The sequence below is a fragment of the Ideonella alba genome (genome assembly GCF_018069875.1).
GTDB classification, from domain to species: Bacteria; Pseudomonadota; Gammaproteobacteria; order Burkholderiales; family Burkholderiaceae_C; genus Ideonella; species Ideonella alba.
Genome location: NZ_JAGQDF010000009.1, coordinates 90,659 through 111,420 on the forward strand (window position 1 = coordinate 90,659; position 20,762 = coordinate 111,420).

Genomic DNA, 20,762 nt, shown 5'->3' on the forward strand with positions numbered 1-20,762 from the left:
TGCACAGGGGCACCCCATGCGGGATGCCGCGCCGTGATCAGAAGTTGTGGCGGACGCCCAGAGCCAGCGAGCTGACGTCGGCGCCAGCGGCACCCGACACGTAGGCAGCGGCGGTCTCGTTGTTGACCTTGGTGTAGAAGCCGTAGACCTTGGTGCGCTTGCTCAGGTTGTAGTTCACGCCCAGGGTGACTTGGGTGGCGTCGGTGTTGGCCACGCCGCCGATTTCACCGGCCTTGCCGTAGTTCAGGTGCAGCTCGGTGGCACCCATCGTGTACATGCCCGACAGACGCCAGGAGGTACGGTCAGCGCCAGCCACACCAGCGATGTCGTTGTTGCGGATGTAGTACGCGCCAACGGTGACGGCACCGATGTCGTAGGCGCCACGGACGCCCAGTTCACGGTGATCGCCGTCCTTCTCGTAGGAAGCGCCCAGGTGCAGCGGGCCACCTTCGTAGTTGCCGGTCAGCACCACGGTGCGGCCCAGGTCGCCGATACGCTTCTCGGCGACTTGCGCGTCGATGGTCAGACCACCCAGCGCCGGCGAGGTGTAGGCAATCATGTTGCTGCCACGGCCGGGGTACAGGTAGAACGCATCCGACGAGATGCCGGTGTCGTGGTTGTGGTTACTGATGTAGTCGGCGGTGGTGAAGTAGGCCATCGTCGGGCCCATGTTGCCCAGACGCAGCTTGCCGAAGCTGCCAGCCAGCCACACGTTGCTCTCACGGCCCCAGAAGGTGCCGTTGGCGGTGCCGGTGGCGGGGTTGAAGCCGTGCTCGATCAGGAAACCAGCCTTCAGGCCGCCACCCAGGTCCTCGACGCCCTTGAAGCCGATGCGCGACGAGTTGTTGAACACGCCCTTGTCGGTGTCGGCGCCGATCTTGCTGCTTTCGACGGTGACGTTCAGGCGGCCGTAGACGGTGACCGAGCTCTGAGCGAAGGCGGGCGCCACGGTGGCGGCGGCCAGGGCGGTCAGGATGAGAGTCTTCTTCATAAGTACCTTGTACGGAAGAGAGTTGAAAACCACGCCGGTGCGGGTCACGCCGGGCGGCGCAGGCGCTCTGAAGGCGTCGTGACCTGATTTTAAGGGGGCGAAACCGGGTGACGTGCACTGCCACCCCCACCGGCCCCCCCGCGGAGCCCCAGACCGTGGCGCCGGCGCAACTGATGACGGAAATCCCGGGCGCGGCCGGCTGGGCACAATGGCGCCATGGACCATACCTTCGCCTCGGCCCTGGTGCTGCTGCTGCTCGTGCTCGACCCTTTCGGCAGCCTGCCGATCTTCATTTCCGTGATGCGGGGCGTGGCGCCCGAACGCCGGCGCGTGGTGGCGCTGCGCGAGGCCGGCATCGCCTTTGGCGTGCTGCTGGCCTTCATGGTGTCGGGTCAGGGCTTTCTGAGCCTGATGCACCTGTCCGAGCGCTCCCTGGAGGTGGCGGGCGGCGTGATCCTGCTGATCATCGCGATGCGGATGATCTTCGCATCGGGCGGGGAGATCTACGCCACCGACGGGGCCCGTGAGCCGATGATCTTCCCGTTGGCGGTACCGCTGCTGGCGGGCCCCTCGGCGATGGCCACGGTGCTGCTGCTGGCCTCGCGCCAGCCCGAGAAGCTGTGGTCCTGGGTGGGCGCGCTGACGCTGGCGATGGTGGTCAGCACGGTGGTGCTGATGTCGGCCGAGCGCATCCGCAAGCTGATCGGCACGCCGATGGTCTCGGCGCTGGAGAAGCTGATGGGCCTGGTGCTGACGGCGATTGCCACCGAGATGGTGCTGGCTGGGCTCAAGCGCTACTTCTTCGACAGCCCCTGAAACAGCACAGGCCGCCCGGGGGCGGCCTGTGCGCGGCGGTGGCGGCTCAGCGCCCGCGCAAATGGGCCGGCGCTTCCAGACGCTTGGCCAGCGTGGACAGCACCAGCGTCAGCACCAGGTACATCGCCGAGATCGCCAGGTAGGGCTCCCAGTAGCGCGAATACGCGCCCGCCACCGTGCGTGCCGCCAGGGCCAGCTCGGCCAGACCGATCGCCGAGACCAGCGACGAGTCCTTGATCAGCGTGACGCCTTCATTGACCAACGCCGGCACCATGCGGCGGAAGGCCTGGGGCAGGATCACGAAGCGCATCGCCTGGCCATGGGTCAGGCCCAGGCTCCAGGCGGCCTGGGTCTGGCCGCGGTGGATGCTCTCGATGCCGGCACGGAAAATCTCGGAGATGTAGGCGCCGGCGTTCAGCGACAGCGCCACCGCGCCCGAGAAGAAGGCGCCGTACTCCTGGCGGAACTCGCGGGCGGTGTCGCCCGACAGCAGCAGGCCGCCATCCGGGTGCACCAGTGCGGGCATCACCGCGAAGTGCACCAGCAGGATCTGCACGAACAGTGGCGTGCCACGGAAGAAAGTGACATAGGCCAGCGTGACGCCGCGCAGCGCCCGCAGACCCCAGTCAACGGCCAGCGACTTGGGGCGGGGCGCGTCGCGCGAGCTGCTGACCAGCCCGAACAGCGCGCCCAGCACCAGGCCGACGGCAATCGCCACCACGGTGATCTTCACCGTGGTGACCAGACCGTCCATGAACAGCGGCCAGTAGCCGCTGAGGATTCCCCAGCGCAAGTCCATGGACGGCGTCTCCGGCGTGCGACCTGTCGATCAGTTCGACGCGGCGGGGGCCGGAGCGGCCGGGGCGGCAGCCGGCGGCTCGGTGCCGAAGGTCTTCTTGTAGATCGCCGCGTAGGTGCCGTCGGCCTTCACCGCAGCCAGGCCCTTGTTGACCATGGCCAGCAGTTCGGCATTGCCCTTCTTGACGGCGATGCCGTACTGCTCGGGCGCGAAGGACTTGGTGTCGGCCACGGTCTTGAACTTGGCGCCCGGGTTGTTGGCCACGTAGTGGATGACCACGCCGTTGTCGGCGACCACGGCGTCAACGCCACCAGCCTCCAGCTCCTTCAGGGCCAGCGGGGTGGACTCGAAGCGCTTGGTGGTGCTGGCGGTCTTGCCCTGCAGCTTGGTCACCACCTCGTCACCGGTGGTGCCAGTCTGCACGCCGACCTTGGCCTTCTTCAGGTCGTCGAACTTGGCGACTTTGGAGCTCTCCTTCACGGCGATCAGCTGGATCGCGTCGAAGTAGGGGTCGGAGAAGTCCATCGTCTGCTTGCGCTCGTCGGTGATGGTGATCGAGGAGATCAGCAGGTCGCGGTCGCCCTGGCCCAGCGCGTTGAAGATGCCTTCCCAGGGGGTGTTCTGGAACTTGACCTGGAAGCCGCCCTTTTCAGCGACGGCGGTCAGCAGGTCGACCGAGAAGCCGACGATCTCGCCCTTCTCGTTCTGGTACTCGAAGGGGGCGTAGGCGGCATCGGTGCCCACCACGTACACCTTGGGCGCCGGAGCGGCGGCGGACGCGGGAGCGGCGGCCGATGCGGCCGGGGCCGGCGGCGCTTCCTGCTTGCCGCAGGCGGCCAGCACCAGCGTGGCCAGCAGGGTGCCGGCAGCCTTCAGGAAGCGACGGGTGTCGTGTTGGGCCATGAGATCCTCGTTTGCCGTGTGTCCGGCGTAGCGGTGAAACGATCAGTTTACGGCGCAATCCACCGAATGGAATGCGGTTTCTCCCGCGGAGCTGTCGCAAGGCTCATGCCCGGCTGTCGGCCTCCAGACGCACCAGTTCGGCGTCGCTGAAGCCGGCGCGGCGGCGCGCCTCCAGGTTCAGCGGTGCACGCAGGCGCGGGGCCTGGTAGCGCTGCGCCAGTTCGGGGTAGAGCGTCAGCGCGTCCAGCCCGCGCTGCTGGCACAGCCACAGATACCAGTGGTTGCCGATCGCGACATGGCCCACCTCGTCGCGCAGGATGATGTCCAGGATGGCCACCGCGGCCTGGTCGCCGGCCTTGGCCAGCCGCGCCTGGATGGGCGGCGTGGCGTCCAGGCCGCGCGCCTCCAGGGTGCGCGGCACCAGGGCCATGCGGGCGACGATGTCATCGGCGGTGGCGGCGGTCATGCGCCACAGGCCGTCGTGGGCGTCGAAGTCGCCGTAGGCGTGGCCCAGCGTGGCCAGGTGATCGCGCAGCAGCCGGAAGTGCAGCGCCTCCTCGGCCGCCACCTGGAGCCAGTCGCGGTAGAAGTCGGGCGGCATGCCGGCGAAGCGCCACACCGCGTCCAGGGCCAGGTTGATGGCGTTGAACTCGATGTGGCAGATCGCGTGCAGCAGCGCCGCCCGACCGGCCACGGTGTGGACCGAGCGCTGCGCCACCTGGGTGGCGGCCACCAGCCGCGGCCGCTGCGGACGACCGGGCAGGGTGGCGTCATCGGCGCTCATCGTCGCCTGCGGGTCGGCGGCAGCACCTTGCAGCACCGCCTGGTACAGGGCGGTGACCGCGACACACTTGGCCTCGGGATCGGTCAGCTGCAAGACCCTCAGTGCTTCGGCGCGGACATCCATCCGTAGAATTATCCCCATCGCGCCCCTGGAAATCCGCCCCGGGCGCCCCACCTGAGCATCCGGCCGCCGCTGCCCCTTTTCGCAGCCGGCGGCCTTTTCCATGAGCGAACTCCACAAATTCATCTTCGAAGGCCTGCCGGTGCGCGGCATGCTGGTGCGACTGACCGACAGCTGGCGCGAGGTGCTGGCCCGCCGCCAGGAGGCCGGTGCCTTCCCGCCCGAGGTGCGCACGCTGCTGGGCGAGATGGCCGCCGCGGCCACGCTGATGCAGGCCAACATCAAGTTCAACGGCGCGCTGATCCTGCAGGTCCTGGGCGACGGTCCGGTCAAGCTGGCCGTGGCCGAGGCCAACAGCGAACTGGGCTTTCGCGCCACCGCCAAGGTGGTGGGCGAGGTGCCCGCGGGCGCGCAGCTCGAGGCGATGCTCAATGTGCACGGCCAGGGCCGCTGCGCGATCACGCTGGACCCCAAGGACCGCCTGCCCGGGCAGCAGCCCTACCAGGGCGTGGTGCCGCTGCATGGTGACCAGCGCGAGCCGCTGCAGCAGCTCTCGCAGGTGCTGGAGCACTACATGCTGCAGTCCGAGCAGCTCGACACCCGTCTGGTGCTGGCCGCCAATGACGAGATCGCCGCCGGCCTGCTGATCCAGCGCCTGCCGGTGGAAGGCGAGGGCAACCTGGGGGGCCGGTACGGCGCCGGGCCGTCCCAAGCCGGACCGAGCCCCCTCGGGGGGCAGCCGGCGCAGCCGGCGTGGGGGCAGTCATGGGGCAATGAGGACGAGATCGGCCTGTCCGAGGCCTTCAACCGCATCGCCCACCTCAGCGCCACGCTGACCGCCGAGGAGCTGCTGACGCTGGACGCCGACACCATCCTGCGCCGGCTGTTCTGGGAAGAGACAGTGCGCCGCTTCGAGCCGCTGGCGCCGCGTTTTGCCTGCAGCTGCTCACCCGAGCGGGTGCGCGGCATGCTCAGCTCGCTGGGCCGCGAGGAAGCCGACTCGATCATCGCCGAGCGCGGCGAGATCGAGGTGGGCTGCGACTTCTGCGGCCGCCACTACCGCTTCGATGCGGTGGATGTGGGCGAGCTGTTCACGCCGGGCGCCCACCCGGGCGACGAGGGCGCGACCCGCCACTGATCAACGTGGCGCCAGCTGGCGCAGCGCGTGCTCGCAGGCTGGATCGTCGCAGTGCTCGCAGCGCCAGGCGCGGCCGGCGGGGCCGGCGTCGCGCTCGTCGAGGCGGCTGAACAGGCCGCGCCCCGGCGTACGGCGCGCGCGCAGCAGCGGCGCCACCGCATCGACCGCCGATTCCAGCCGTTCGCGTCCGCTGCCGCGCACCACCGCGAAGGGCAGGCCAGCACCCACCAGCAGCCGGCGCAGCCGGGCATCCACGGGCGCGCGCACCTGCGGGCCGTCGCGCTGCAGGCCGTCGGCCTGCCAGGGCAGGTCGAGTGCGGTCAGCAGCGTCAGCGCACAGTGTGTCTGCCAGGCCTGGGCCGGTGCGTCCAGCGTGTCGTCGCCAAACACCTGGTGGTGGTAGACCGCAGTCATCAGCGGTGTGGTGTCGGCCACCACCACCGCGTGGCTGGAACAGGCCTCGGCCAGACGGCGCGCCTGCTCGGCGGCGATGCCGTCCTGCTCGTGCTGGCGCGGCGTGCGGCCCTCGCGGTCGCACCATTCGCGCAGCACCTCGGCCACATGGGTGCAGGCCAGGCCGGTGTCGTCCACCAGGCGCTGCGCCAGTGCGGCGGCCAGCGTGCTCTTGCCGGTGCTCTCGGCGCCGACGATGGCCAGCAGCACCGCGCCGCGCGGCGGTTCAGGCCAGCGCATCGCGGCGCTCCAGCTGCAGCCAGGCGCGCCAGCCGGCCAGCGCCATCAGGGCGAACAAGGCGTACAGCGCGGTGGTCAGCCACAGCGCCTTGCTGGCGAACAGCAGCACGCTGACCCCGTTCACCGCCACCCACACCGGCCAGTTCTCAAGGGCCTTGCGCCCCAGCAGCAGCGTGCCGGTGATGCTGCCCACGGTGGGCAGCGCGTCCAGCCAGGGCGTGGTGCTGTCGGTGGCCACGATCAACAGGCCCGCCAGCGCCGGCCAGGCCAGCAGCGTGGCGCCAGCCACGCGCCAGCGCTGGCGGACACCGAGCCGGTGCACGCGCAGGGCCGCGCCGTCCTGGCCGGTGCCGCGCAGCCAGCACCACCAGCCCCAGGCAGCCATGCCGACGAAGAACAGCTGCAGCGCGGCCTCGCCATAGAGCTTCGAGCTGGCGAACAGCAGCGCATAGAGCAAGGAGCTGGCCATGGCCAGCGGCCAGGCCGCCGGGTGCACCCGCATGTTCAGCCACACCATGGCCAGCGCCAGCAGGGTGCCCAGCAGCTCGGCGCGGCTGACCGGTGAGCCGGCCAGCGTGAACACCGGTGCCATCAGCGGCGCGGCGGCCTGCATCAGGTCCACAGGACGGCCCGGTTCAGCGGCGGGTGCCGGAGACGACCACCAGGGTCTCGTCAGGGCGCACCATGCCCAGCTCGCGCCGGGCCTTTTCCTCGACCATCTCCAGGCCTTCCTTGAGGTCAGCGACCTCGGCCTGGGTGCGCTCGTTGCGGGCGCGCAGCACGTCGTTGGCCGCCTGCTGGGCGGCCAGTTCGGACTGCAGCGCCATCACGTGCGGCACGCCGCCCTTGCCCAGCCACAGCTCCGCCTGCACCAGCACCAGCAGCGCGGCCAGGACGAAGGGGACGAGTCGCATGGGCAGCTATTGTGCCGTTGAGTGCCGCTTACTTCAGGTTGTAGAAGGCGGAGCGGCCCGGGTAGACCGCGACATCGCCCAGGTCTTCCTCGATGCGCAGCAGCTGGTTGTACTTGGCCATGCGGTCCGAGCGCGACAGCGAGCCGGTCTTGATCTGGCCGGCGTTCAGGCCCACCGCGATGTCGGCAATGGTGGAATCCTCGGTCTCGCCCGAGCGGTGCGACACCACGGCGGTGTAGCCGGCGCGCTTGGCCATCTCGATCGCGGCGAAGGTCTCGCTGAGCGTGCCGATCTGGTTGATCTTGATGAGGATCGAGTTGGCGATGCCCTGGTCGATGCCCTGCTTCAGGATCTTGGTGTTGGTGACGAACAGGTCGTCGCCGACCAGCTGCACCTTCTTGCCCAGGCGCTCGGTCAGGTGCTTCCAGCCGTCCCAGTCGCCTTCGTGCATGCCGTCCTCGATCGAGACGATCGGGTACTTGTCGCACCAGGTGGCCAGGATGTCGGTCCACTCCGGCGCGGTCAGCTGCAGGCCTTCGCCGTCCAGGTGGTACTTGCCGTCCTTGTAGAACTCGCTGGCCGCGCAGTCCAGGCCGATGGCGATCTGCGTGCCGGCGGTGAAGCCGGCCTTGTCGATGGCCTCCAGGATCAGCTGGATCGCGGCCTCGTGGCTGGGCAGGCTGGGGGCGAAGCCGCCTTCGTCACCCACGGTGGTGCTCATGCCCTTGGCGTCGATGATCTTCTTGAGCGCGTGGAAGACCTCGGCGCCGTAGCGCAGCGACTCGCGGAAGCTCGGCGCGCCCACCGGGATGATCATGAACTCCTGCAGGTCCAGGCTGTTGTTGGCATGGGCGCCGCCGTTGATGACGTTCATCATCGGCACCGGCAGCTGCACCGCACCCATGCCGCCGAAGTAGCGGTACAGCGGCAGGCCGCTCTCTTCAGCGGCGGCGCGGGCCACGGCTATCGAGACCGCCAGCATCGCGTTGGCGCCCAGGCGGCTCTTGTTCTCGGTGCCGTCCAGGTCGATCAGGGTCTTGTCCAGGAAGGACTGCTCGGTGGCGTCCAGGCCCAGCACGGCTTCGCTGATCTCGGTGTTGATGTGGTTGACGGCCTTGAGCACGCCCTTGCCCAGGTAGCGGCTCTTGTCGCCGTCGCGCAGCTCGATGGCTTCGCGCGAGCCGGTGGACGCACCCGAGGGCACGGCGGCGCGGCCCAGCGTGCCGCTTTCCAGCAGCACGTCGCACTCGACGGTGGGGTTGCCGCGGCTGTCCAGGATCTCGCGGCCGACGATGTCAACGATGGCACTCATGCTTCATCACTTTCGTTTGCTAGGAATTCGGGTTGGCGGTGCGCAGCATGCCCGTTGCCGGTTACCTGCGCGGATCAATCGCTGCAGGGACTCACTCCGGACCGTCGACAACGATCATGCGCATCACGCCGGCGCCTGCGCGCACACGGCGTGCCTGGGTGTAGATCTCGCTGTCGTAAAACGCCTGGGCGGCAGCCCGGCCGGCAGCGAACTTCAGCACCACGATGCGGGTGGGGGCCCAGTCGCCCTCCATCACCGCGGGGGCGCCGCCGCGCACCACGATCTCGGCGCCGTGCTCGGCCATGGCGCGGCTGCTCCATTGCCGGTATTCGGCCATCTTCTGCTCGTCGGTGACGGTGACGTCGGCGATGATGTAGGCAGCAGGCATGGGTCTCAGGCGCTGAAATCCGTCTCCAGCAACGGCTGGCTCTTGACCACGCGGTCGAGCGCGACCAACTGCTCCAGCAGGGCGCGCATGTGGCGCAGCGGCACCGCGTTGGGGCCGTCGCTCCAGGCCTGCGCCGGGTCGGGGTGGGTTTCCATGAACAGACCGGCCACGCCGGCGGCCACGCCGGCACGCGCCAGCACCGGCACCATCTCGCGGGCACCGCCGCTGGAGCCGCCCAGGCCGCCGGGCTTCTGCACCGAGTGGGTCACGTCGAAGACCACCGGGGCGCCGGACTTTCGCATCTCGGCCAGGCTGGTCATGTCGGCGACCAGGTTGTTGTAGCCGAAGCTCACGCCGCGTTCACAGGCCAGGAAGCGGTCCTCGCTGAGACCCGCTTCACGCGCTGCGGCGCGGGCCTTGTCGATGACGTTCTTCATGTCCCAGGGCGCGAGGAACTGGCCCTTCTTGATGTTCACCGGCTTGCCGGACTTGGCCACGGCGCGGATGAAATCGGTCTGGCGGCACAGGAAGGCAGGGGTCTGCAGCACGTCGACCACGCTGGCCACCTCGGCCACCTGGGATTCATCGTGCACGTCGGTCAGCACCGGCAGGCCGGTCTGGCGGCGCACTTCATCGAGGATCTGCAGGCCCTTGTCCAGGCCCAGACCGCGCTGGGTGCTGCCCGAGGAGCGGTTGGCCTTGTCGAACGAGCCCTTGTAGATCAGCGCAATGCCCAGCGCGGTGCAGGCCTCCTTGAGCTGGCCGGCCACGTCGAGCGAGAGCTGCAGCCCTTCGATCGAGCAGGTGCCGGCGATCAGGAAGAAGGGCCGCTCCAGGCCGACCTCGAATCCGCACAGCTGCATGGCTCAGCCCTTCTTCGCGCGGGCGGCCTGGTGGTCCAGCGCCGCCTTGATGTAGCTCTTGAACAGCGGGTGGCTGCCCCAGGGCGTGGACTTGAACTCGGGGTGGAACTGCACGCCGACGAACCAGGGGTGCACCTCGCGCGGCAGCTCGACCATCTCGGTGAGCTTCTCGCGCTGGGTGATGGCCGAGATCACCAGGCCGGCCTTCTGCAGGGCATCGAGGTAGTGCTCGTTGGCCTCGTAGCGGTGGCGGTGGCGCTCGGTGACGACCGGGCCGTAGATCTCGTGGGCCAGCGTGCCGGGCTTGACGTCGGAGCTCTGCGCGCCCAGGCGCATCGTGCCGCCCAGGTCGGAGTGGGCATCGCGCTTCTGGATCGAGCCGTCCGCGTCCTGCCACTCGTCGATCAGGGCGATCACCTTGTGCGGCGCTTCGGGGTCGAACTCGGTGGAGTTGGCGCCTTCCAGGCCGGCCATGTGGCGGGCGTATTCGATGGTGGCGACCTGCATGCCCAGGCAGATGCCCAGGTAGGGCAGCTTGTGCTCGCGGGCGGCGCGGGCGGCCGAGATCTTGCCTTCCACGCCGCGCTTGCCGAAGCCGCCGGGCACCAGCACCGCGTCGTACTTGCCCAGCTCGGCGGCGGCGTTGTCGTCGGTGAGGGTTTCCGAGTCGACGTACTCGATCTTCACCCGCACGTGGTGCTGAAGGCCGGCGTGGCGCAGCGCCTCGTTGAGCGACTTGTAGGAGTCCGACAGGTCGGTGTACTTGCCGCACATGGCGATGGTCACCTCGCCGCGGGGCTGCTCGACCTCGCTGACCAGGCGGTCCCAGGTCTTCAGATCGGCCGGGCGGGTCAGCAGCTGCAGCTTCATGCAGATCAGCTCGTCCAGGCCCTGCTCGTGCAGCATGCGCGGCACCTTGTAGATGGTGTCGGCGTCCCAGACCGAGATCACGCCGTGCGGCGGCACATTGGTGAACAGCGAGATCTTCTCGCGCTCCTCGGCCGGCACCTCCACATCGGCGCGGCACAGCAGCGCGTCGGGCTGGATGCCGATCTCGCGCAGCTTCTGCACCGTGTGCTGGGTGGGCTTGGTCTTGAGCTCGCCCGCGGCCTTGATGTAGGGCACGTAGGTCAGGTGCACGAAGGCGGTGTTGCCGGCGCCCATCTTCAGGCTCAGCTGACGCACGGCTTCCAGGAAGGGCAGCGATTCGATGTCGCCCACGGTGCCGCCAATCTCGCAGATCGCCACGTCCACCGCCTCAGGGGTGCCGAAGCCGGCGCCGCGCTTGACGTATTCCTGGATCTCGTTGGTGACGTGCGGGATCACCTGCACCGTCTTGCCGAGGTAGTCGCCGCGGCGTTCCTTCTCGAGCACGCTCTTGTAGATCTGGCCGCTGGTGAAGTTGTTGGCCTTGCGCATGCGCGTCGTGATGAAGCGCTCGTAGTGGCCCAGGTCGAGGTCGGTTTCGGCGCCGTCGTCGGTGACGAAGACCTCACCGTGCTGGAACGGGCTCATCGTGCCCGGGTCCACGTTGAGGTACGGGTCCAGCTTGATGAGGGTGACCTTGAGGCCGCGCGATTCCAGGATCGCAGCCAGAGATGCTGACGCGATGCCCTTGCCCAGCGAGGACACCACACCGCCGGTGACGAAGACGAACTTGGTCATGTCGTGGGGCATCCGGCGACCCGCTGAGCAGCGGCCGGAGACGAATGCCGAGGTGGTAAAGCCCGATTATACCGACCGACGGCCCCCGTCTCCCTCCGATGGGGGGAGCTCAGGGCACGGTGCAGGGGCAGGGCAGGCGCCAGTCGACGCCGCTGTCGGTGCTCAGCGTCCAGTTGGTGTAGACCTGTCCAGACCAGTAGTCGCGCAGTTCGACCACGCCGTCCCACAGCAGCCCGCTGGCCGGTGTGCTGGCGCGGCCGGAGCCCGGCGCACCCATGGCGGCCACGCCGGAGCTGGCGGTGAGCGTGGCGGCCAGCCAGAACGGGGCGTCGTTGTTGATCAACAGGCTCACGCTGGCGGTGTCGTTGACGGCCAGGAACACATCGGGGGCGGCGATCTCGGAGCGGATGCTCCACTGGCGGCCGCCCACATGGGCGCCATCGGCAAACACCGCGGCGCCCAGCCCGGCAGACCCCGACAGGCCATGGGCTTCGAGCTGGCCCTGGACCTTCAGCCGCACGGTCAGGAGCAGGGCGGCGCGCGTGTCGACACCCGGCACTGAAATGGTCCAGTGATCGGCGAAGCCGGTCAGGCTGCGGTTGCCCTCGTCGGACAGGGTGCTGCTGCTGGCCAGCACGGCGCCCTTGCCAGCCAGGCTCTTGGCTTTGCCTTTGGAGCTGCCGCCGCTGACGCCGCTGTAGTGGCTCGCCGCCTTGCTGGCCAGTGCCGGCGCCACGCTGGACTCCTTGCACTTGAACTGGCCGGCGACGAAACCGTCCTGCAGGTTGATGCCGTTGTAGCCGTTGCCGTTGCCGCGGCCGGAGCAGCTGTAGGCGAAGTTGCCTGACTGCAGCAGCGACGGCGTGGCGTGGGCAACCTGCAGGCCCAGGGACAGCAGAACAGCGGTGCCGATGTGGGAAAGACGGGGCATGGCAATTTCCTTTGAATCGCGGCCCCGCGGTGTTCACACGGCAGGGGCCTCAGGGTGGGCAGGGGGAAGGGGTGAGGCGCTCAGGGCGCCAGGGTGCTCGAAATCCTGGAACAGCCGCAGGATCAGCTCGGCGGTGGCCTCGGGCCGCTCCATCGGGAACAGGTGGCTGCCCTCGAAACGCACGAAGCGCTCGCCAGCCAGCCGGCGCGAGGCGGCGTCGCCGCCCTGGCGCATCTCGGCGGACTGCGTGCCGGCGATGAAGCCCACCGGGCAGCGCAGCGGATGGCGGCGCAGCAGCGGGCCCAGGTGGTGCGGCAGGCTGTTGTAGATGCGGGTCTCGACCTCGCGCTCGAAGCGCAGGCGCACCTCGCTGCTGCCATGGCCTTCGGTGCCGGCGTCCACGTAGTCGCGCAGCACGCGCGGGTCCCAGCGGGCGAAGACCGGCTTGGACTGGAAGTGGGCCAGCGCCGCGTCGCGGTCCGGCCAGGCGTGGCGGCGGCGGATCGAGACCTGTCCCGGACCCAGTCGCTGCACCAGACCGACGCGCTTGATGGCGTGCAGCACCTGGGCGCGCCAGCCGGTGATGAGCGGTGAGTCCAGCAGCACCACGCCGGCGCACAGCGCGGGTCGGTGGCTGGCGGCCAGCATGCTGAGCAGGCCGCCCAGGGAATGGCCGACCAGCAGCACCGGCGCCTGGCCGGTGCCGGCAACGAAGTCGAGCAGTTCGTCGCGCAGGCCGCTCCAGCGCGGGCCCACCGGGTAGCGCGGGTCGTGGCCGAAACGCTCGGGGGCGTGGACGGTGTAGCCTGCGGCGCGCCAGCGCTCGAACAGCACGCGGTAGGTGCCGGCCGGAAAGCCGTTGGCGTGGGCGAAGACGATGGTGCGCGAAGGCGCAGCGGAGCGCGGGTCCAAGCGGTTTCCTGGGCAGACGGGGCACCCGATGTTGCCATGGGCGGCAGGCGAGGCGGAGGGCGCACAGTCTAGGTCCGGTGGTCGGCGGGTGAGCCCACTGTCGCCCAGCGGCGACCGACCCGCACCAACGGATGACCAACGGTTGGCGCACTTGAACCCCTGGATCCAAGGGGGGCGCGGCGTCTTTTGCAGGCGGGCCGTTCAGGCCGGCAACTCAGGGGCGCCCGCGGCGCGGCCCAGCGCCTGGGTCCCGGCGCCGGGGCCCACGCCCAGCGCGCTGCCCAGGGCGTCGCAGCAGCGCCGGTAGGCGCGCAGCGCTTCGGCGCGCTCGCCATGCACCAGCAGGGCGCGCATCAGCGCGCGGTGCAACGGCTCGGCCAGCGGATCAACGCCCACCGCCTGGCGGTACAGCGCCAGCGCGCCCGGCCAGTCGCCGCGCGCCTCCAGTGCCTGGCCCCAGGCCTCGATCGACTGCAGGTAGGTCAGCGACAGGCGCTCGCGTGCCAGGCGCATCGGGCCGGTGAGGGTGTCGGTGCCCAGCAGGCGGCCACGGTACAGGCCGAACAGGCGCCGGGCATCGTGCGCCAGGGCGTCCAGAGGTGCGTGGCCGGCGGCCAGGCGTTCGCGCAGGCGGGCCGAGAGCTGCTCGAAGGCGACGGCGTCGCACCACACCAGGTCGGGGTCCAGGGCCACCGTGCCCTGGCTGACCAGCACCGCCTCGGGACACGCCAGCAGCTTGCGCAGGCGCGAGACGGCCATCTCGAGCGAGGCCTTGGGCGCGTCCGCCTCCAGCGAGGGCCACAGCGCATCGATCACCTGGTCGCTGCCCAGCGGCCCGCCGCCGTGGGCGGCCAGCAGCGCCAGCAGCTCCAGCGGCTTGCGCTGCGCCTTGCCGGCCGAGGCGATCGGCGTGCCCTGGCGGCTCAGGCCCATCGGCCCGAGCACCTGCACCGCCACCGGCCGGGGCCAGTCGGCGCGGGTGGGGTCGGGGGCGCTGAGGTGACGGTCGCGGATCACCGAGTGCACGAACTCGGGCTCGATGCCGGCGTCCAGCGCCAGCTGGCACAGGCGCGCCGACAGCGCCGGCGCGGTCATCAGGAAGCGGGTGTAGCCCAGGCGGGCGGCATCGGCCAGCGCGCTGCCCAGGCGGTCCAGCGCCACATCGGGCTGGGTGTCGAGCCGCGCGGCGACTTCGACGAAGGCGATCATGGTCTCGAGGATCTCGGCCTGGCTGCCCGTCTGGCTGGCGCGCAGGCCCTGCAGCACCCGCAATGCGTCGTCGAAGCGGCCGGTGGCGGCCAGGATGTTGGCGCGCAGGCCGTGGTAGGCGCCCTGGTCGCGCTCGGGCACCTCCAGGTCGCCGCAGAGCGCCAGCAGGCGATCGGTCAGGGCCAGCGCCATGGCGTTGTCGCCGCGGAAGGCGCGGTAGCTGGCCTGGGCGCGCAGGCACTGGACCAGGAAGCCCGCGCGCAGCTCGGGCATCAGCCCTTCCAGCTCGCGGTCGATGCGGGCGGCGCGGTCGAGCTGGCGCTCGCGCAGCGCGAGCTGCATCTCGCCGCACAACTCGGCGGTGCGGTAGGCCTTCAGGCCATGGCGCTCCACCAGGGCTTCCAGCCGCTGGCGGGCCTGGCGGGCGGCCTCCATCTCGCCGAAGTACTCGGCATGGCCCAGCACCAGCAGCCACCACTGGGCCTGCTCGGCCGGGCTCAGCGGGTCGAGCAGCAGGCGCTCCTGCTGCACCGCCTGCACGCGGCTGACGGCGGTGGTGTCGAGCTGCATCGAGAAATGGTCGAACAGCACCTTGGCCAGCACCAGGCGCTGCGAGGGCGGCAGGCGCTCGCTGTTGTGCAGGCCGCGGAGCAGCGCCTGGGCCACCTGGTTCAGCCAGGGCGGGGGCAGCAGGGACGGGTCGTCGGCGATGTAGGGCAGCACCAGCGCGGCGCCGCAGCGGCGCATCGCCGCGGGGTCGCCGACGGCGGCGTGTGTCAGCAGCGCGGAGGCCTCGCTGGTGTCCAGGCGCTCGTGCAGGTAGCCGCACCAGCGCTGGCGGCCCCGGAAGTCGACGTAGTTCAGGCCGATGCCCAGCAGGATGCCGACCGCCGCCTCATCGGCCAGAGCGTCGTCGCGCTGCAGGGTGGCCTGGGCGAACAGCGCCTCCAGCGCCGCCCGGGCCCGCAACTCGTCGTCAACGAGCAGGGCGAGGGCGGCCGTCAGGTCCATCGCGCCGGCCCGCTCAGCCTATCAGACGATCTTGTCTTCCGGCCGGGCGATCTTGCGCATCGGCTCGTAGCGCCCGGTGTCGGTCTTCAGCGGATGAGCGGCTTCGCCGCCGTCCCACTGTGGATCGTCGATGCCTTCGAACACCTCGCGCAGCCGCTGGCCCCAGGTCTCGTGGATCATCCGGAAATACGGGTTCTCGTTGTCGATGCAGACGATGCGGTCGCTCTTCAGCCGGCCTTCCTCGTAGACCAGCAGGTCCAGCGGCAGCCCCACCGACAGGTTGGACTTCAGCGTGGAATCCATCGAGACCAGCGCGCACTTGGCGGCCTGGTCCAGCGGTGTGGTGGGGGTGAGCACGCGGTCCAGGATGGGCTTGCCGTACTTGCTTTCGCCGATCTGGAAGAAGCAGGTCTCGCGCGTGGCCTCGATGAAGTTGCCGGCCGAATACACCAGGAACAGGCGCATCGCTTCGCCGGCGATCTGGCCGCCGAAGATCATCGAGCAGTTGAAGTCGATGCCCGCCGCCTTCAGCGCCGGGCCATCCTGCTCGTAAACGCGGCGCACCGCGCTGCCCAGCACGCGGGCGGCGTCGAACATGCTGGTGGCGTTCCAGATGGTGATCGGCTCGTCATCGCCGTTGGCCAGTTTCTCGACCTGCAGGATCTCGCGCACCGACTGGCTGATGCTCAGGTTGCCGGCCGACAGCAGGGTCATGAAGCGCTCGCCCGGCTTCTCGTAGACGATCATCTTGCGGAAGGTGCTGATCGCGTCCAGGCCCGCGTTGGTGCGCGAGTCGCTGAGGAAGACGAGGCCGGCGTTGAGCCGGATGCCGACGCAGTAGGTCATGGCTTCAGGGCGTGTGGAGTTTCTTCAGCCGGTACAGCGCATCCAGCGCCTCCCGGGGGGTGAGGGTATCCGGATCGATGGCGGCCAGGGCCTCCTCGACCTCTGAACAGGTGACAGGCTGTGCGGCGGGCGGGGCAGCGAACAGGTCGACCTGCGATTCGCCGCTGCGCGACTGCGCTTCCAGCGCCTCCAGCGTGCTGCGGGCCTGGCGCACCAGGGCCGGCGGCATGCCGGCCAGACGGGCCACCTGCACGCCGTAGCTGCGGCTGGCGGGGCCGGGCTCGATGGCGTGCAGGAAGACGATGTCCTCGCCGCTCTCGGCTGCGCTGACGTGCCAGTTCTGCGCCCGCTCATGGCGGCGCGGGAACTCGGTCAGCTCGAAGTAGTGGGTGGCAAACAGCGTGAAGGCCTTGTTGCGGTCGTGCAGATGGCTGGCTATCGCCGAGGCCAGCGCCAGGCCGTCGAAGGTGGAGGTGCCGCGGCCGATCTCGTCCATCAGCACCAGCGACTGCTCGGTGGCGCCGTGGATGATCTGCGCCGCCTCGGTCATCTCCAGCATGAAGGTGGACTGGGCATTGGCCAGGTCGTCGGCGGCGCCGATGCGGGTATGGATGGCGTCCATCGGACCCAGGCGGCAGCGCCGCGCCGGCACGCACGAGCCCATCGCCGCCAGCAGCGAGATCAGCGCCACCTGGCGCATGAAGGTGCTCTTGCCGCCCATGTTGGGGCCGGTGACGATCAGCATGCGGGTGCGGGCATCCAGGCGGCAGTCGTTGGCGATGAACTCGCCGCCGCCGGTCTCGGCCAGCCGCGCCTCGACCACCGGGTGGCGGCCGCCCTCGATCTCAATCGCCGGGTGGCGCACGAACTCGGGCGTGCACCAGCCCAGCGTGGCAGCACGCTCGGCCAGCGCGGCCAGCGCGTCCAGGCTGGCCAGCGCGTGGGCCAATGCGCTCAGCGGGCGCAGGTGGGCCTGCAGCTGGTCGAGCAGCTGCTCGAAGAGGAACTTTTCGCGCGCCAGCGCCCGGTCCTGGGCCGACAGCGCCTTGTCCTCGAAGGTCTTCAGCTCCGGCGTGATGAAGCGCTCGGCGTTCTTCAGCGTCTGGCGGCGCTGGTAGTCGACGGGCACGCGGTCCAGGCCGGAGCTGGTGACCTCGATGTAGAAGCCATGCACCTTGTTGAACTGCACCCGCAGGTTGGCGATGCCGGTGCGGGCGCGCTCGCGGGTCTCCAGGTCCAGCAGGAAGGCGTCGCAGTTCTGGCCGATCGCGCGCAGCTCGTCCAGCTCGGCATCGAAGCCGGTGGCGATGACGCCGCCGTCGCGCAAAAGCACGGCCGGTTCCTCGGCGATCGCGCGCAGCAGCAGCTCGGCGATGGCGGGCTCGGGCGACAGGTCGGCCAGGCACTGGTCGAGCAGCGCGGTGCCGAAGGGCACGACCGCGCGCAGCGCCGGCAGCGTGGCCAGCGTGTGGCGCAGGCCGGAGAGCTCCCGCGGGCGCACCTGGCGCAGCGCGATGCGCGCGGTGATGCGCTCGACATCGCTGACCTGGCGCAGCGCCTCGCGCAGCGACTCGAAGCCCGCTTCCTGCAGTGTGCCGATCGCCGCCAGCCGCGCGCTGGCGGTGCTGCGATCGCGCTGCGGGTGGGTCAGCCAGTGGCGCAGCGCGCGGCTGCCCATGCCGGTGCGGCAGGTGTCGAGCAACGACAGCAGCGTCGGCGCGCGCTCGCCGCGCAGCGTCTCGGTCAGCTCCAGGTTGCGCAGCGTGGCGGGGGGCAGCTCGATCAGGTCGGAGCTGCGCTCGACCGTCAGGGTCTGCACATGGGCCAGCGCGCGGCCCTGGGTGTGCTCGGCATAGGACAGCAGCGCGGCGGCGGCGGCGTGGCCGGTGCTCATCTCCTGCGCATTGAAGCCGGCCAGCGTGGCCACGCGCAGCTGCTCGCACAGCTTGCGCAGGCCCAGGCCGGCGTCGAACTGCCAGGCCGGCCGCATCGTGCGGGCGGCGGGGCATTGGCGCACGGCGGGTGGCAGGTCCTCGCGGTCGATCAGGATCTCGGCCGGGGCCAGGCGCGCCAGCCAGCCGGCCAGTTCGCGCTCGCCGCACTCGGCCAGACCCAGCTGGCCGCTGGCCAGACCCAGCCAGGCCAGGCCGAAGGTGGCCTTGTGGCGCGACAGCGCCAGCAGCAGGGTCTCGCTGCGCTCGTCGAGCAGCTCGGCGTCGGTGACGGTGCCGGGGGTGACCACCCGCACCACCTTGCGCTCGACCGGCCCCTTGGCGGTGGCGACATCGCCCACCTGCTCGGCCACGGCGACCGCCTCGCCCAGCTTCAGCAGCCGTGCAAGGTAGCTCTCGACCGAATGCACCGGCACGCCGGCCATGACCACCGGCTCGCCATTGCTCTGGCCGCGGGTGGTGAGGGTGATGTCGAGCAGGCGGTGCGCCTTGCGGGCGTCTTCGAAGAACAGCTCGTAGAAATCGCCCATCCGGTAGAAGAGCAGGGTCTCGGGGAACCCCGCCTTCAGGCGGAAATACTGGGCCATCATGGGCGTGTGGCCCGCGAACTCGTCGGCGCCCGGCGGCGCGTCGGCTGCCCTGCTCACGCTGCTGGGGCGGGCGTCAGAACGGGGCGTCGTCGCCCTGGGTGGGCTCGACGGCCTTCTTGCGCAGGCGGATCGGCTTGCGCTCGGCCGGCTTGGCGTCCGGTTCGGGGACCGGCGCCGGGGCGGGCGCGGCCTCGTCCTCGGTGATCACGCGGCTGAAGGGCGTGAGCAGCTGCACCAGCTGCGCATAGACCTTGGGGTTGCCCGCCACCACCTCGCGCTGGTGCAGGAAGTCGGCCTCGCCGGTGAAGTTGCCGATCAGGCCACCGGCCTCGGTGATGATCAGCGAGCCGGCGGCGATGTCCCAGGGCGACAGGCCGGTCTCGAAGAAGCCGTCGGTGTAGCCGGCGGCCACGTAGCACAGGTCCAGCGCGGCCGAACCGGGCCGGCGCACGCCGGCGCAGTGCGGCAGCACCGCCTCGAACATCTTCAGGTAGCGCTGGAAGTTGTCGCCCTTGCGGAACGGGAAGCCGGTGCCGATCAGGGCGTCGGCCAGACGGGTGCGGCGCGAGACGCGCAGACGCTTGTCGTTCAGGTAGGCGCCACGGCCCTTGGAGGCGATGAAGAGGTCGTTGCGGGTGGGGTCGTAGACCACCGCCTGCTCGATCTTGCCGCGGAAGGACAGCGCGATCGACACGCAGTAGACCGGGAAGCCGTGGATGAAGTTGGTGGTGCCGTCCAGCGGGTCGATGATCCAGACGAAATCGCTGTGCTTGGCGCCGTGGGTGCGGCCCGATTCCTCGGCCAGGATGCCGTGGCCGGGGTAGGCGGTCAGCAGGGTCTCGATGATGGCCTGCTCGGCGGCCTGGTCGACCTCGGTGACGAAATCGTTCGGGGCCTTGGTGTTGACCTTCAGCGAATCCACGTCCAATGACGCCCGGTTGATGATCGAGCCGGCCGCGCGGGCCGCCTTGACGGCAATGTTGAGCATCGGGTGGAGGGATTGCGACATGGGACTTCAGGCGGCAAGGGGACCGGCGCCAGCAGGCGCAGGCAGGACGTGGCGACGAGGATCAAAGAGCGCGGGCCCGCGCGTCCGGTGGCCGGACAGGCGCGACAATGCCCAGGGCAAACCCGCATTCTAGCCGCAGCCATGTCCGAACTGAGCGTTCTTCCGTCACACCCTGCCTGCCCGTCGGGCACCCGCTTCGTGCTGGTGGGCACCAGCCATGCCGGCAACGTGGGGGCGGCCGCACGGGCGATGAAGGTCATGGGCTTCCACGACCTGGTGCTGGTGGCGCCGCGCTGGCCCGATGTGTTGAACCGCGAGGAGACCGTGGCCCTGGCCAGCGGCGCCGACGACGTACTGCGCAGCGCGCGTGTGGTGGACACGCTGGTCCAGGCGCTGGACGGCATCACCTGGGCCTGTGCCACGGCGATGACCCCGCGCGATTTCGGCCCGCCCACCGAGGCGCCGCGCCCGCACCTGGCCGGCCTGGCCGGCAGCGCCCACCGCGTGGCCTTCGTCTTCGGCAGCGAGCGTTTCGGCCTGGGCAATGACGATGTCTACCGCTGCCACGCCTGCCTGAGCATCCCCACCGCGCCCGATTTCGGCTCGCTGAACCTGGCCCAGGCGGTGCAACTGATCGCCTACGAGTGGCGCCAGGCGCTGGGCAGCTTCCCGGTGCAGGCGCGGACCGCCCCGGTGCGCCAGGCCGATGCCACGATGGTGCAGGGCCTGCTGGCCCACTGGCGCGAGATGCTGGTGCAGATCGGCTTTCTGGATCCGGCCGCGCCCAAGAAGCTGATGCCGCGCCTGAACCAGCTGGCCAACCGCCTGCAGCCCACCGAGGAAGAGGTGCACATCCTGCGCGGTATTGCGCGCACCATGCAGCAGCGCGACGGCGGCGGGCGGGGGCGCTGACAGC

Annotated in this window: 20 protein-coding genes; 3 read left to right on the top strand and 17 right to left on the bottom strand. The window is 70.1% G+C overall.

Translation table 11 applies throughout. From position 1 onward, the window contains the following. Positions 1–37 precede the first annotated feature (37 nt). Positions 38–991 (bottom strand): porin, encoded by a 954-nt coding sequence (locus KAK07_RS15925; RefSeq protein ID WP_210861840.1) that lies wholly within the window; start codon positions 989–991, stop codon positions 38–40. A gap of 216 nt (positions 992–1,207) precedes the next feature. Between KAK07_RS15925 and KAK07_RS15930 the strand changes: the two genes are divergently transcribed. After that, on the top strand, positions 1,208–1,807 hold the full coding sequence (locus KAK07_RS15930) for a MarC family protein (protein ID WP_210853720.1): 600 nt from the start codon (positions 1,208–1,210) through the stop codon (positions 1,805–1,807). A 46-nt stretch (positions 1,808–1,853) separates the two neighbouring features. On the opposite strand, the gene KAK07_RS15935 is transcribed toward KAK07_RS15930, so the two are convergent. The 3 genes from KAK07_RS15935 to KAK07_RS15945 all read right to left on the bottom strand — a co-directional run bounded on the left by KAK07_RS15935 (position 1,854) and on the right by KAK07_RS15945 (position 4,416). After that, the gene (locus KAK07_RS15935; protein WP_210853721.1) at positions 1,854–2,606 is read right to left on the bottom strand and encodes an amino acid ABC transporter permease; all 753 of its coding nucleotides are present in this window, start codon (positions 2,604–2,606) and stop codon (positions 1,854–1,856) included. Positions 2,607–2,636: 30 nt separating this feature from the next. Next, positions 2,637–3,509 (bottom strand): basic amino acid ABC transporter substrate-binding protein, encoded by an 873-nt coding sequence (locus tag KAK07_RS15940; RefSeq protein ID WP_210853722.1) that lies wholly within the window; start codon positions 3,507–3,509, stop codon positions 2,637–2,639. Between the two features lie 103 nt (positions 3,510–3,612). Continuing rightward, complete coding sequence (locus KAK07_RS15945; protein WP_210861843.1) at positions 3,613–4,416, bottom strand: ferritin-like domain-containing protein; 804 nt, start codon at positions 4,414–4,416, stop codon at positions 3,613–3,615. A gap of 100 nt (positions 4,417–4,516) precedes the next feature. Between KAK07_RS15945 and hslO the strand changes: the two genes are divergently transcribed. Then, positions 4,517–5,551 carry an Hsp33 family molecular chaperone HslO gene (gene hslO, locus KAK07_RS15950; RefSeq protein WP_210861844.1) on the top strand — a complete coding sequence of 345 codons (1,035 nt, stop codon included), beginning with the start codon at positions 4,517–4,519 and terminating at the stop codon, positions 5,549–5,551. Here the strand turns inward: hslO and KAK07_RS15955 are convergent, their stop codons facing one another. The 13 genes from KAK07_RS15955 to KAK07_RS16015 form a co-directional block, all read right to left on the bottom strand. Beyond that, complete coding sequence (locus KAK07_RS15955; protein WP_210861846.1) at positions 5,552–6,244, bottom strand: AAA family ATPase; 693 nt, start codon at positions 6,242–6,244, stop codon at positions 5,552–5,554. It lies immediately after the preceding gene. Next, positions 6,231–6,857: a nicotinamide riboside transporter PnuC gene (gene pnuC, locus KAK07_RS15960; protein WP_210853835.1), complete on the bottom strand. Its 627-nt coding sequence runs from the start codon at positions 6,855–6,857 to the stop codon at positions 6,231–6,233. Before pnuC ends, KAK07_RS15955 begins: the two co-directional genes overlap by 14 nt. A gap of 22 nt (positions 6,858–6,879) precedes the next feature. Further along, positions 6,880–7,158, bottom strand: coding sequence for a cell division protein FtsB (gene ftsB, locus KAK07_RS15965; protein ID WP_210853726.1), 279 nt, complete (start codon positions 7,156–7,158; stop codon positions 6,880–6,882). 28 nt (positions 7,159–7,186) lie between these two features. Then, entirely contained in the window at positions 7,187–8,470 is a 1,284-nt protein-coding gene (gene eno / locus KAK07_RS15970) for a phosphopyruvate hydratase (RefSeq protein WP_210853727.1), read from the bottom strand. A 91-nt stretch (positions 8,471–8,561) separates the two neighbouring features. Further along, on the bottom strand, positions 8,562–8,858 hold the full coding sequence (locus KAK07_RS15975) for a DUF1330 domain-containing protein (protein WP_210853728.1): 297 nt from the start codon (positions 8,856–8,858) through the stop codon (positions 8,562–8,564). 5 nt (positions 8,859–8,863) lie between these two features. After that, positions 8,864–9,721, bottom strand: a complete 858-nt coding sequence (gene kdsA / locus KAK07_RS15980; protein WP_210853729.1) for a 3-deoxy-8-phosphooctulonate synthase — start codon at positions 9,719–9,721, stop codon at positions 8,864–8,866. 3 nt (positions 9,722–9,724) lie between these two features. Continuing rightward, positions 9,725–11,386, bottom strand: coding sequence for a CTP synthase (gene pyrG, locus KAK07_RS15985; RefSeq protein WP_210853730.1), 1,662 nt, complete (start codon positions 11,384–11,386; stop codon positions 9,725–9,727). 109 nt (positions 11,387–11,495) lie between these two features. Further along, positions 11,496–12,317: a hypothetical protein gene (locus KAK07_RS15990; protein ID WP_210853731.1), complete on the bottom strand. Its 822-nt coding sequence runs from the start codon at positions 12,315–12,317 to the stop codon at positions 11,496–11,498. Between the two features lie 33 nt (positions 12,318–12,350). Continuing rightward, complete coding sequence (locus tag KAK07_RS15995) at positions 12,351–13,229, bottom strand: alpha/beta fold hydrolase (RefSeq protein ID WP_210861848.1); 879 nt, start codon at positions 13,227–13,229, stop codon at positions 12,351–12,353. Positions 13,230–13,430: 201 nt separating this feature from the next. Next, complete coding sequence (locus KAK07_RS16000) at positions 13,431–15,449, bottom strand: AfsR/SARP family transcriptional regulator (RefSeq protein ID WP_210861850.1); 2,019 nt, start codon at positions 15,447–15,449, stop codon at positions 13,431–13,433. A 21-nt stretch (positions 15,450–15,470) separates the two neighbouring features. Further along, positions 15,471–16,295, bottom strand: a complete 825-nt coding sequence (locus KAK07_RS16005; RefSeq protein WP_210853734.1) for a proteasome-type protease — start codon at positions 16,293–16,295, stop codon at positions 15,471–15,473. A 4-nt stretch (positions 16,296–16,299) separates the two neighbouring features. Further along, positions 16,300–18,837, bottom strand: a complete 2,538-nt coding sequence (gene mutS, locus KAK07_RS16010) for a DNA mismatch repair protein MutS (RefSeq protein ID WP_210861977.1) — start codon at positions 18,835–18,837, stop codon at positions 16,300–16,302. Positions 18,838–18,910: 73 nt separating this feature from the next. Then, complete coding sequence (locus KAK07_RS16015) at positions 18,911–19,846, bottom strand: inositol monophosphatase family protein (protein ID WP_210853735.1); 936 nt, start codon at positions 19,844–19,846, stop codon at positions 18,911–18,913. 141 nt (positions 19,847–19,987) lie between these two features. On the opposite strand from KAK07_RS16015, the gene KAK07_RS16020 reads away from it, so the two are divergent. Further along, the gene (locus tag KAK07_RS16020; RefSeq protein ID WP_210853736.1) at positions 19,988–20,758 is read left to right on the top strand and encodes an RNA methyltransferase; all 771 of its coding nucleotides are present in this window, start codon (positions 19,988–19,990) and stop codon (positions 20,756–20,758) included. Positions 20,759–20,762 lie beyond the last annotated feature (4 nt).